This is a genomic window from Sphingomonas sp. Sph1(2015) (genome assembly GCF_001970915.1).
Lineage (GTDB): Bacteria > Pseudomonadota > Alphaproteobacteria > Sphingomonadales > Sphingomonadaceae > Sphingomonas > Sphingomonas parapaucimobilis.
The window spans coordinates 1-12,103 of the sequence record NZ_MQUI01000072.1 but is presented as its reverse complement, the minus strand read 5'-3'; the positions used below and the strand labels follow the sequence as shown (position 1 = coordinate 12,103).

The 12,103-nt window shown below is 64.6% G+C and carries 7 protein-coding genes and 4 pseudogenes; 6 read left to right on the top strand and 5 right to left on the bottom strand.

Features of this window, described 5'->3' with window-relative positions; all coding sequences use genetic code 11:
• Positions 1 to 308: 308 nt before the first annotated feature.
• The 5 genes from ppdK to lldP form a co-directional block, all read right to left on the bottom strand.
• Positions 309 to 3,014: a pyruvate, phosphate dikinase gene (ppdK, locus tag BSZ14_RS17845; protein ID WP_076711937.1), complete on the bottom strand. Its 2,706-nt coding sequence runs from the start codon at positions 3,012 to 3,014 to the stop codon at positions 309 to 311.
• Between the two features lie 102 nt (positions 3,015 to 3,116).
• Positions 3,117 to 4,559, bottom strand: coding sequence for a DcaP family trimeric outer membrane transporter (locus BSZ14_RS17840; protein WP_234422624.1), 1,443 nt, complete (start codon positions 4,557 to 4,559; stop codon positions 3,117 to 3,119).
• 50 nt (positions 4,560 to 4,609) lie between these two features.
• Entirely contained in the window at positions 4,610 to 5,743 is a 1,134-nt protein-coding gene (gene lldD / locus BSZ14_RS17835; protein WP_076711936.1) for an FMN-dependent L-lactate dehydrogenase LldD, read from the bottom strand.
• A complete protein-coding gene (locus tag BSZ14_RS17830) occupies positions 5,740 to 6,531 on the bottom strand; it encodes an FCD domain-containing protein (protein WP_076711935.1) in 792 nt (263 codons plus the stop codon). Before BSZ14_RS17830 ends, lldD begins: the two co-directional genes overlap by 4 nt.
• The gene (gene lldP, locus BSZ14_RS17825) at positions 6,516 to 8,189 is read right to left on the bottom strand and encodes an L-lactate permease (protein WP_076711934.1); all 1,674 of its coding nucleotides are present in this window, start codon (positions 8,187 to 8,189) and stop codon (positions 6,516 to 6,518) included. Before lldP ends, BSZ14_RS17830 begins: the two co-directional genes overlap by 16 nt.
• Between lldP and BSZ14_RS19780 the strand changes: the two genes are divergently transcribed.
• The 6 genes and pseudogenes from BSZ14_RS19780 to BSZ14_RS17800 form a co-directional block, all read left to right on the top strand.
• Positions 8,188 to 8,532, top strand: coding sequence for a hypothetical protein (locus BSZ14_RS19780; RefSeq protein ID WP_158069235.1), 345 nt, complete (start codon positions 8,188 to 8,190; stop codon positions 8,530 to 8,532). The genes lldP and BSZ14_RS19780 overlap by 2 nt on opposite strands.
• Before the next feature lie 38 nt (positions 8,533 to 8,570).
• Positions 8,571 to 9,338 (top strand): annotated as a pseudogene (locus BSZ14_RS17820) (IS110 family transposase); the annotation flags it as partial.
• 50 nt (positions 9,339 to 9,388) lie between these two features.
• Positions 9,389 to 9,601 (top strand): annotated as a pseudogene (locus BSZ14_RS17815) (IS21 family transposase); the annotation flags it as partial.
• A pseudogene (gene istB / locus BSZ14_RS17810) lies at positions 9,598 to 10,266 on the top strand (IS21-like element ISSsp5 family helper ATPase IstB); the annotation flags it as partial. The pseudogenes BSZ14_RS17815 and istB, both read left to right, overlap by 4 nt.
• A gap of 267 nt (positions 10,267 to 10,533) precedes the next feature.
• Positions 10,534 to 11,349, top strand: a complete 816-nt coding sequence (locus BSZ14_RS17805) for an IS256 family transposase (RefSeq protein WP_198930563.1) — start codon at positions 10,534 to 10,536, stop codon at positions 11,347 to 11,349.
• Between the two features lie 238 nt (positions 11,350 to 11,587).
• Positions 11,588 to 11,977 (top strand): annotated as a pseudogene (locus BSZ14_RS17800) (transposase); the annotation flags it as partial.
• Positions 11,978 to 12,103: the final 126 nt, after the last annotated feature.

The following is a 12,103-nucleotide window of genomic DNA, read 5'->3' as shown; positions in this document are numbered from 1 at the left end:
CCCATAACCCCGTCGCCAGGTGTCCATTTCGAGAAAGCGCAATCGGGAACAGGTTTTGGGAAATGGTGCCGCCCGAGAGGTGAAGTGCCCTCCCTCACCTTCTGTGATCCTGGCTGGGGTTCCCAATTGAGAATGCCGACCAGCGTCAAAGAGCCTTTTCATTATCAGTCGAACCACATACGAGTCAGGCGGTTATGGTAAGATGACCACTTTGGTCGATCCCTACCGTCCAAGACGGACGGGTCGAGGTTCTTTGGAGCGGGCACCACCCGCACGCTGCACCAGCAGATACGGCTTGCGGCAAACGCTCATCCAGGAACGGATGAGTCAGACCGAACCCGGACTACATTGCAGCTTCTAGCCAAGGCTACCTGCGCCGCCGCGAGCCTTGCGATCGGGACGCGGTAGGGGCTGGCCGAGACGTAATCGAGCCCGACCTTCTCGCAGAAGGCAATCGACGCCGGATCGCCGCCATGCTCGCCGCAGATGCCGAGCTTGATGTCGGGGCGGGTCTTGCGGCCGCGCTCGGCGGCGAGTTCGACCAGTTCGCCCACCCCCTCGACGTCGAGGCTGACGAACGGGTCGCGGGCATAGATGCCCTGTTCGACATAAGCACCGAGGAAGCGGCTGGCGTCGTCGCGGCTGACGCCCAAGGTCGTCTGGGTCAGGTCGTTGGTGCCGAACGAGAAGAATTCACCGGCTTCCGCGATCTCGCCGGCTTTCAGCGCGGCGCGCGGCAGTTCGATCATCGTGCCGACCAGATACTCGATGGTCCGCCCCTTGTCAGCGAACACGTCCTGCGCCGCCTTGTCGACCACCGCCTTCATCAGTTCCAGCTCGCGACGGGTGGCGACCAGTGGGATCATGACCTCGGGGATCGGGGCCTCGCCTGATTTCTCGGCGACGATCACCGCCGCCTCGAAGATCGCGCGCGCCTGCATCTCGTAGATTTCGGGATAGGTGACGCCCAGGCGACACCCGCGATGGCCGAGCATCGGGTTGAATTCGTGGAGCTCGCCCGCGCGGCGCTTCAGCTGATCGACGCCGATCCCGGCGGCCTCGGCCACTTCGGCGAATTCGGCTTCCTCGTGCGGCAGGAATTCGTGGAGCGGCGGGTCGAGCAGGCGGATGGTGCAGGGCAGCCCGACCATCACCTCGAAGATTTCGACGAAGTCGCTGCGCTGTTCGGGCAGCAGCTTGTCGAGCGCGGCGCGGCGGCCCGCCTCGTCCTCGGCAAGGATCATCTGGCGGACCGACGTAATGCGCGACTGTTCGAAGAACATGTGCTCGGTGCGGCACAGACCAATGCCCTCGGCGCCGAAGTCGCGCGCGGTGCGGCAGTCGAGCGGGGTTTCGGCATTGGCGCGCACCTTCAGGCGGCGCACCCCGTCGGCCCATTCCATCAGCGTGCCGAAGTCGCCCGCCAGTTCGGGCTGCACGGTCGCGACCGCGCCCGCCATCACCTCGCCGGTCGCACCGTCGATCGTGACGATATCGCCCTCGCGGATTTCGCGGCCGGCGACCTTCATCACCCCCGCCTTCGCATCGATCGAGATGCTGCCCGCGCCCGAGACGCAGGGACGGCCCATGCCGCGCGCGACGACGGCGGCGTGGCTGGTCATGCCGCCGCGCGCGGTCAGGATGCCGCGCGCCGCGTGCATGCCATGAATGTCTTCGGGCGAGGTTTCGGTGCGGATCAGGATCACCGCATCACCCGCGTTCGAGCGGCGCTCGGCGGTGTCGCTGTCGAACACCGCGATGCCGCTGGCGGCACCCGGCGAAGCGGGCAACCCCTTGGTCAGCACGTCGCGGGTCGCATTCGGGTCGAGCGTCGGGTGGAGCAGTTGGTCGAGCGCCTGCGGATCGACGCGGGCGATCGCTTCCTCGCGGGTGATGAGGCCCTCTTCAGCCATGTCGACCGCGATCTTCAATGCGGCCTTGGCGGTGCGCTTGCCCGAGCGGGTCTGGAGCATCCACAGCTTGCCCTGCTGCACCGTGAATTCGATGTCCTGCATGTCGCGGTAGTGCCGCTCGAGCCGGTCGAACACGGCGGCGAGTTCGGCATAGGCCTCGGGCATCGCCTCTTCCATCGACAGCGGCTTGGCCGATGCCGCCTCGCGCGCCGCCCTGGTCAGATATTGCGGGGTGCGGATGCCCGCGACCACGTCTTCCCCTTGAGCGTTGATGAGGAATTCGCCGTAATAGGCATTGTCGCCCTTCGACGGATCGCGGGTGAAGGCGACGCCGGTGGCCGAGGTGTCGCCCATGTTGCCGAACACCATCGCCTGCACGTTGACGGCGGTGCCCCAGTCGCCCGGAATGTCGTTCAGCCGGCGATAGACCTTTGCCCGGTCCGCCTGCCACGACCCGAACACCGCACCGATCGCGCCCCAGAGCTGGTCATGCACGTCCTGCGGGAACGGCTTGCCCCACAGTTCGACGACGATCTCCTTGTACTGGCCAACAAGCGCGCGCCAGTCGTCGGCGGTGAGGTCGGTGTCGAGATAATAGCCGCGATCTTCCTTGGCGATCTCCAGCGCTTCCTCGAACCGGCCGTGGTCGAGTTCGAGCACGACGTCCGAATACATCTGGATGAAGCGGCGATAGCTGTCCCACGCGAAGCGCGGATCGTCGGATACCTTGGCGAGCCCCTCGACCGTCGCGTCGTTGAGGCCGAGGTTCAGCACCGTGTCCATCATGCCCGGCATCGATACCCGCGCGCCCGAGCGGACCGAGACGAGCAGCGGGTCGGCCTCGTCCCCGAAGCGCTTGCCCGTGATCCCCTCGATATGCGCGATGCCGGTCGCGACCTCGTCGCGCAAGCTGTCGGGGAAGGTCTGGCCGTCCTCGTAATAGCGCGTACACATCGTCGTCGCGATGGTGAAGCCCGGCGGCACCGGCAGGCCGATCGACGCCATTTCGGCAAGGTTCGCGCCCTTGCCCCCCAAAAGCGTCTTGTCGCCCGATCCCCCGTCCGACACCCCGCCGCCGAAGCGATAGACATATTGCGTCATTGCTCGTTCCCCATGCTCTCCGCGCGGGTGGTCCCGCGTCGGGGTATCTGATTCAATCGGCGGTCGTATTTCGTTCGGCACACGAACCGTCGACCGGCCGGTTCAAAATCCTTGTTTCACCGTAAAGTGCAGCCGTTCGAGCATGCCGCTTGCGCCGTTCACAAGTTCGCGGTGCGACACGCGCAGCTCGACGCCGAGGTCGAGGCGTGGCAGCGGCGACACGAACAGGTTGACCGCGGTGTCCCACACCTGGCGCGTCGACAGCGGCGAGGCCGTGGCCGGGTTCCAGATCCGTTGGAACGACCCCATCCAGGTACTGCGCAGCGTGCCGATCCAGAAATGGCGGACCCCGGCAAAGCCTGCGAGCAACGGAACCGGCACGAGCCGATCGTTCACCGTGTCGTAGATCGCATCGGCCGCGACGTTGGCGCCGACATAGCGCCCCAGCCCGCGACCGCCGGTCATCATGAAACGGATATCGTCGCCCTTGCCGGTCGGCAGCGGTGCAATCCCGGCCAGCGACACTCCATAGCCCTGTGCCGTTACCGCCGGTCGACCGTTGGCGGGGTCGACCCGCATCGATCGAAACAGCCCGGTCAGCGACAGGCTGGCCCCCTTCGCCGACCAGAGCAATTGTCCGGTCAGGTCGGGAACGCTGTCATCGTCATTGTCGGCCAGTGCGGGCGCACCGGCCATCGCCGACACGGTTTCCGGGTTCTCGATCGAAGCGGAGATGGTCCACCCGTTGCCGACCGGATGACTGTAGCGCAGCAGCATCTGCCGAACCAGCACGGTGCCGTCGGTTACCCCGACGAAATCGGCCGTTTCAGGCAGGGCGGCAACATATTGAAAGTTGCTCCAGTCCTGCCCAATCGCGAACCCGCCATAACCAGCGACCGCGCGACGCAATCCGAAGGTATAGGGGTTGAGCGCGCGCTCGCCGCCGGACACCGCCGGAGCAACCTGAAAGTCCGCTTCGATCAGCGTCGTCAGCCACTTCTCGCCGATCGGCGTCGCGGTCTGGAACGCGATCCGCGACTGTTTGGCCGACGCATCGGCGAGAATGCCAGATCGCCGCCCACCGACCGGGATCGATTGCGGCAGCGACAGTTCGCGGCCCAGCGGATTGGTTGCAGTGTCGCCATTACCGTAACGGCTGAAGATCAGGTCGCCCTTGATGAAGCCGCTGATGTGAAAATTGGTTTCGCCGATGCGGAAGCCGTATCCGGCGGGTAGCGCCGATGGTCCGCCCTGCGCCAAGACCGACGGCGCACCCGCCGGCCGGTGCAGCGGGTCGGAGAGGCCCTGCTGCCGCGGCGCGTCGGTGGCCGGAGGCGACGCGGCGGCCATGACCGGCGGCGTTCCGCGCGGCTCCTTCGCGGTCAGCGCGCGTTGTACCGTGTCGAGCTGGCGCTGCAACTCGTCCACCTTGCTGCGCAGCGCCTTATAGTCTGCGGCGGTCTGCGCAACGGCAGGCGTCGTGCCCGCCAGCATCAGCCCCGAAAGCAAGACGGCACGGGTCGTCCGCTGCCTGAAATGCGGCATCCTGTATCCCCTGTACTGATGGTCCGGCGCCCGCGCCGGTGAGATCCGCGTCAGCGCGCGATGATGGTTGAATCGATTTCCGCGATCGTCCGTACCCCGGTCAGCGCCATTGCAACGCGCATCTCCCGGTCGAACAGTTCGAGGAGGTTGGCGACACCGGCCTGCCCGTCGGCGGCGAGTGCATAGATGAACGCGCGGCCGAGCATCGCGGCATCCGCGCCGAGCGCCAGCATCCGCACGACGTCGAGCCCCGAGCGTATCCCGGAATCGGCTAGGATCGACACCTGCCCCTTTACCGCATCGGCGATGGCGGGCAGCGCGCGCGCCGACGACAGCACGCCGTCGAGCTGCCTCCCGCCATGGTTTGACACGACAATGCCCTGCGCGCCGAAGCGCACTGCTTCCCGCGCATCCTCGGCGTCGAGGATGCCCTTAATGACGATCGATCCTTTCCAGGTATCGCGAATCCATTGCAGGTCGCGCCAGCTGATCGACGGATCGAAGTTCGCGCCGAGCCACCCGATGTAATCGGCAAGCCCGGTGGCGGCCCCGCGATAGGCCGAGATGTTGCCCAGATCGTGCGGTCGCCCGTGAATCCCGACGTCCCATGCCCAGCGCGGATGGGTGACCGCCTGCAGCATCCGCCGCCACGCAGCATTGGGCCCTGACATGCCGGAATGCGCATCGCGATAGCGCGCGCCCGGCACCGGCATGTCGACCGTAAAGACCAGCGTCTCAACCCCCGCCGCCTGCGCGCGTTCGAGCGCGTCGCGCATGAAGCCGCGATCCTTCAGCACATAGAGCTGGAACCAGATCGGCGCACTCGACTGGCGCTGCACCTCGTCAATCGCGCAGACCGATACCGTCGACAGGGTGAAGGGCACCTGCTTGGCCGCTGCCGCGCGCGCGGCCTGAACCTCACCGCGTCTCGCATACATGCCGGTCAGCCCGACCGGAGCCAACACCACCGGCATACCAAGCGACTGGCCAAACAGGGTAGTGGAAAGATCGATGTCGGCAACATCGCACAGCACCCGCTGGCGCAGCGCCACGTCGGACAAGTCGGAGACGTTATGGCGAAGCGTATGTTCGGCATAGGCGCCACCGTCGATATAGTGGAACAGGAACGGCGGTAGACGACGGCGGGCCGCTTCGCGATAATCGGTGGTGGCAGAAATAATCATCGGATCGTTCCCAGATCTGGTGCGGCGGCGGCGCGTTCGGCGCGGGCAAGGTCGTCCTCGACCCGTCGGACCGTCGTGCGCACGAATTCGAGATGGACGTCGGCGGCATCGCGCGCGCCCTCGGCATCGCCAGCGACGATCCGCTCCATGATCGCGCGGTGCTGCGCCGACAATTCCTCGAAGGTGCGCGGCACCGCGTAGATTTTTTCGCGGGTCTGCGAGATGCTGGTATGGAGCAGCCCGAACAGACTCGACATGACATGGGTCAGCACCGCGTTGCGTGAGGCATGCGCGATGGCGAGGTGGAACGCGGCGTCGGCATGCGCCTCGGCAGCGACATCACCGGCGGCATGCAGCTTCTCCATCGCGTCGAACCGGCGGCGGATACGGTCTTTATCGACTGCGTCGGCCCGCCGTGCGGCGTGATAGGCGGCGGTGCCGTCCAGCGACTCGCGCACCTCGAAAATGTCGTGGCCGTAGCCCGGATTGCCCTCGACCAGCGGAGCGAGCGGTTCGGCGATCATCGCCTGCGTCCACTGCGCCGACGGTTCGGCGAGGATTGCGCCGGCGCGCGGGCGGATGATGATCCGTCCCCGCGATACCAACCGGTTCATCGCCTCGCGCAGAATGTTGCGCGATACCCCAAGCGTGTCCGCCAGCGCGCGTTCGGACGGGAGCCGCGCTCCCGGTAGCAGCTTGCGCTCGACGATCAACGCCTCGATCGCGGCTTCGGCCCGGCCCGATGCGCTGGGTGCTGCGTTCCCGACCGCGCTCACGGGATCATCCATGGCACGAGGTACGCCTGGATCGTCGTGATGACCCCTACCAGCGCGCACAGCGGCAGGCTGTGGCGCACGGTGAAGCGAAACAGGTCCGACTCCTTGCCCACCAGCCCGACGGCAGCACAGGCGATCGCGATCGACTGCGGCGAGATCATCTTGCCGGTGACGCCGCCGGTGGTGTTGACCGCGACCAGCAGCACGTCGCTGACCCCGATCTGATGCGCGGTATTGGCCTGGAGCGCGGCGAACAGCGCGTTGGCCGAAGTATCCGATCCGGTCAGGAACACGCCCAGCCATCCCAGGAACGGCGAGAAGAAGGTAAACGCCGATCCGGTATGCGCCAGCGCCAGTGCCAGGGTCGCCGACAGTCCCGAATAATTGGCGAGGAACGCAAAGGCGAGGACCATGCCGATCGAGTAGATCGGAATTGCGAGGCTTTTCAGCGTATCGCCGAACGTCCGCACGGCCTCTGCGGGCTTCATCCGCAGGAAGGCGATGGTGACGATCGCCGCCAACATGATCGCGGTGCCGGTCGCCGACAGCCAGTCGAACTTGTAGACCGCTTCGTACGGCGTGACCTGCTTCACGATCGGCGGCACCTTGGCTACCAGCTTGTCGAGAAAGGGTACGTGCAGCTTAAGGACAAGATGCGCGAGCGGTCCGTCGGCGGCGAACAATGCCTTGACCGGGGCGATGCTCCACAGCGTCACGAACACCGTTAGGATCAGGAACGGCGACCATGCCCAAGCGATCTTCGCCGGCGAATGGCGCACGGTCTGCGTCGTGATCGGTGCGACCGGTACCGCGCCGTCGGCGGCGACCTCGGCCGCATCAAAGCGGAAGATGCGCTTGGGCTGCCAGAAGCGCAGGAACACCGGCAGCGCGATCAGCGAGGCGAGGGCGGCGGTGATATCGGGCAGTTCCGGCCCGATGAAGTTGGCGGTCAGGAACTGGACGATCGCGAACGAACCGCCCGCGACGAGGATGGCGGGCCATGTCTCGCGCACGCCGCGCGGACCATCCATGATGAGGATCAACCAGAAGGGCACGATGACCGAGAGCAACGGCAACTGCCGCCCGGCCATCTGTCCGATCAGGAACGGATCGATGCCGGTCACCTGACCCGCGACGACGATCGGAATGCCCATCGCTCCGAACGCCACCGGCGCGGTATTGGCGATCAGGCACAGCCCAGCGGCATAAAGCGGGCGGAACCCCAGTCCGACCAGCAGCGCCGAGGTAATCGCGACCGGCGCACCGAACCCGGCTGCCCCTTCGAGAAATGCACCGAACGCGAAGCCGACCAGCAAGAGTTGCAACCGCTGATCCTCGGTCACGGTCAGGATCGACTGGCGGATAATGTCGAATGCTCCGGTCGCGACCGCGATCCGGTAAAGGAACACCGCGCCGAGGATGATCCACGCGATCGGCCAGAGACCATAAAAGAACCCGAACACGCCAGCGGCCAGCGCACTGTTGATTGGCATGCCATACAGCCCGATCGCGACCGCCAGCGTCAATGCAACGGTGATGGTGCCGGCGATATATCCTTTCAGGCGAAAGACCGTCAGCGCCAGAAAGAAAAAAACGATTGGAATAGCCGCGACCATACTGGACAGCCAGATATTACCAAGCGGATCGTAGTTCTGTGCCCAGACTCCCATGGCATCCCTCTCCTTGAATCTGGTAGTACCAGAAATTTATTTTCAAAGGAAAAATTGGGCATTTTGTTGGGGCAGTCAATTACGTCTGCTGATAACCTATTTCTTTCTGGTACTACCATTAGGCGGCATCAGCAATGGCGGCTTATGCGTGGAAGACCGACAGCGTCATTGGGATTGCTCCTCCTGTATCCGTAAGGGAGGCAACATCGAAGCGATCATTCCGGTCTTGGAACGGGTGGCAACTGGCGACCCGTTGAAACGGATTTTCGAAATGCCATCCCAATCGGGACGGTCGCCGGGCTTAGACCCCATGACTGCCGGAGCCTCGGAGGCTCGAATCTGAGATGCTGATGATGGATTTGTCAGCAGCGGAGACGAGTCATGACGGAGGCAGTGAAATACGTTGGTCTGGACGTTCATAAGGAAACCATCGCGGTCGCGGTTGCCGATGGGGAACGCGGAGGCGAGGTACGTTTCGTCGGCACGGTCGCCAACGAGGACGATGCGATCAGGAAGCTGGTCAAGCGGCTGACTGGACCGGGCGTGACGTTGAACGTCTGCTACGAAGCTGGTCCCTGCGGGTATGGCTTGCATCGGCTGCTGACGAAGCTGGGACAGAATTGCATCGTCATCGCCCCCTCGATGATGCCGCGGCGCCCAGGTGACCATGTAAAGACGGACCGGCGTGACGCGATGACCCTGGCGCGGCTGCTACGCGCTGGCGAACTCACCGCAATCTGGATACCGGACGAAGCGCACGAGGCGGTACGCGATCTCATCCGCGCGCGACGCAGCGCGCAAGATGATGCCATCGGAGCCAAGCAGACAGTGCGCAGCTTCCTGTTGCGTCATGATCGTCGTTTCGGCGGCAAGGCGGCCTGGACGAAAATGTACTGGCGGTGGTTGTCCGAGCAGCGGTTCGATTTTCCCCACCAACAGCTGGCATTCGAGGAAATGCAGAAGCGGGTGCTGGAGGCGCAGGCACGGGTTGGGCGCTTAGAAGCGGCGCTGACTGAAGCGGTGGACGCATGGTGTTTTGCGCCGCTGGTCCGCAATCTACAGGTCCTGCGCGGTATCAGGCTGGTCAGCGCTGCGACGCTGGTCGCTGAAGTAGGCGATCTCACCCGCTTCGACAATCCCAAGCAACTGGACACCTCGAAGAACCGTGTGATTTCGGCATGATGGAGGCGTGAAGGCTCACCCTCGCCGATCTCCAGGCGGCGGTCGAACAGGCCATCGATCTTGGCGCCATCGGCTTCGATGCCGTCAAGCACCTCGTCCTGTGCCGGATCGAACGCGTACCGCCCAGGCTGGACCTGGACGTCTATCCCTTCCTGCCACGCACCACGGTCGAGAAGACCTTTGCCAGAGCCTATCTGAGCCTGCTCTCCGACCGGCAGGAGGCCGCATGAGCGATCAGGCCCCGGAGATCCTTCTCGCTCACCATCTCAAGGCGCTCAAGCTGCCTACGTGCCTGCGTGAGCATCACAAGCTCGCGCGGCAATGTGCCGCTGAAGGCGTCGATCATATCCGCTTCCTCGCCCGCCTCGTCGAGATGGAAATGATCGACAGGGAGCGTCGCATGGTCGAGCGGCGCATCAAGGCCGCGCGCTTCCCCGCCGTCAAAAGCCTCGACAGCTTCGACTTCGCCGCCATCCCCAGGCTCAACAAGATGCAGGTGCTCGAGATGGCGCGCTGCGAGTGGATCGAGCGGCGTGAGAACGCCATCGCTCTGGGGCCATCAGGCACCGGAAAGACGCACGTAGCGTTGGGGCTCGGACTGGCAGCATGCCAGAAAGGACTGTCGGTGGGCTTCACCACCGCGGCAGCGCTGGTCAGCGAAATGATGGAGGCCCGCGACGAGCGCCGTCTTCTGCGCTTCCAGAAGCAGATGGCCGGATACAAGCTGCTCATCATCGACGAACTGGGCTTTGTGCCGCTCTCCAAGACCGGCGCCGAACTGTTGTTCGAGCTGATCTCCCAGCGTTACGAACGCGGCTCCACCTTCATCACCAGCAACCTGCCCTTCGACGAATGGACCGAAACCTTCGGATCTGAGCGTCTCACAGGCGCGCTTGGCCGGCGTGCCGCGGGCACCCGACTGTGATGGGCAATCCACGGTGTACGGTGGGGCAGGTTCGTCCGATGCCCGAGCTTAGACGGAGGATAGGCCCAGCGACGGATACGGGTAGTGCGGTGACCAATCCGCGGATGAGAGCTTGATCAATCGTCGTCGATCAGGAGTCCGCGGCACACCCGCCAAGGTTCAAACAGTCGCTGGCGTTGACGTCAGCGGAGGAGTAAACTCGGCCAACATCTCAGATGGCAGTCATGAGAGGGTGTCATTCCGCCCTCAGCCGGAACCGACCCCAACCTGTCTTCATCCCAGGTCAGCCGCGCCGCAGCCCTGCTCGATGAGGAGCTGGAGGCATGGCGCAATCGCCCGCTCGGTGAGATCCGCTACCTGATCCTCGACGCCCGCTACGAGAAGATGCGCGCAGGAGGCATCGTGCGCGACGCAGCCGTCCTCTCGGCAATCGGTATCGGCCCCGACGAACGGCGACGGGTGCTCGGCGTCAGCGTCGCCCTGTCGGAGGCCGAGGTCCACTGGCGTGGCTTCCTCGACGACCTGGTCGCACGCGGCATGCGCGGTGTGGAGTTCATCGTCTCCGACGATCATGCCGGTCTGCGTGCCGCCCGCCGCGCCGTGCTCGGTGCCGCTACCTGGCAGCGCTGCCAGTTCCATCTGGCCGCAAACGCCGTCCACCATGCCCCCAACATCGCCATCCGCGAGCGTATCGGTGCCGAACTGCGCAGCATCTGGAATGCACCGACGCTCGCCAAGGCCCAGGTCGCGCTCGACGAGCTCGTTGCAGGATACCGTGACACGGCCCCTGGTCTCGCGACATGGCTGGAAAACGCCGTTCCCGAAGGCCTGGCTGTATTCACGCTGCCCGAGCATCATCGCCGACGCCTGCGCACCTCGAACCTCATCGAGCGCGCCGTCCAGCAAGAGCTCAAGCGCCGAACCGTCAAGGTCCGGGTCTTCCCCAACGACCAGGCGCTCCTGCGCCTCGTCTCCGCCGTTCTCGTCGAGATCGACGAAACATGGGCCTCCGATAATAAGGCCTATATCAAATGGGAATGCCGGAATGGGTGATCATGCCCCGCGGCAATTTCCAGACGTCAGGTTGCACAATCGGTCTGGAAATTCGATCGGGTCGTGATCGGTAAGTTGGTGCCGGGGCATGCCCCGGCACCAACTGCCCATCTTCGGCATTCCATGGAGTTGCAACACGCCCGTGGAGAGAACGAATGGACAGCAAGCATGATACGGCGATTGAGGCAGTACTGGAACAGCTGATTGAACACGGCCCCGAGGGCATCGCCGCGGTGTTCGCGCGGTGATGCTGGCGGTCGCCGAGATGTACGTGAAGGGCGTCTCGACCCGGCAGGCTGAGGCGGTGCTGCGCGAATTCGGCATCGAGAACCTGTCTTCATCCCAGGTCAGCCGCGCCGCTGCCCTGCTGGATGAGGAGCTGGAGGCATGGCGCAACCGCCCGCTCGGTGAGATCCGCTACCTGATCCTCGACGCCCGGTATGAGAAGATGCGCGCAGGCGGCGTTGTTCGCGACGCAGCCGTCCTCTCAGCTATCGGCATCGGCCCCGACGAACGGCGCCGGGTGCTCGGGGTCAGCGTCGCCCTGTCGGAAGCCGAGGTCCACTGGCGTGGTTTTCTTGACGACCTGGTCGCACGCGGCATGCGCGGCGTCGAGTTCATCGTCTCGGGAGTGTCAGGAATTTCGTGTGCGGGCGGGCATAATGGGAAAGAAGGAGCCCCGAAATGTCCCGACGCAAAGAGCCTGCGATACCGAACGATCTGCTGGATCAGCTGCTGGCTGGCGCTGATGCTG

Coding starts and splice junctions, on each gene's coding strand:
- ppdK (WP_076711937.1), bottom strand. CDS start 3,014: ATGACGCAATATGTCTATCGCTTCGGCGGCGGGGTGTCGGACGGGGGA.
- BSZ14_RS17840 (WP_234422624.1), bottom strand. CDS start 4,559: ATGCCGCATTTCAGGCAGCGGACGACCCGTGCCGTCTTGCTTTCGGGG.
- lldD (WP_076711936.1), bottom strand. CDS start 5,743: ATGATTATTTCTGCCACCACCGATTATCGCGAAGCGGCCCGCCGTCGT.
- BSZ14_RS17830 (WP_076711935.1), bottom strand. CDS start 6,531: ATGGATGATCCCGTGAGCGCGGTCGGGAACGCAGCACCCAGCGCATCG.
- BSZ14_RS19780 (WP_158069235.1), top strand. CDS start 8,188: ATGGCATCCCTCTCCTTGAATCTGGTAGTACCAGAAATTTATTTTCAA.
- lldP (WP_076711934.1), bottom strand. CDS start 8,189: ATGGGAGTCTGGGCACAGAACTACGATCCGCTTGGTAATATCTGGCTG.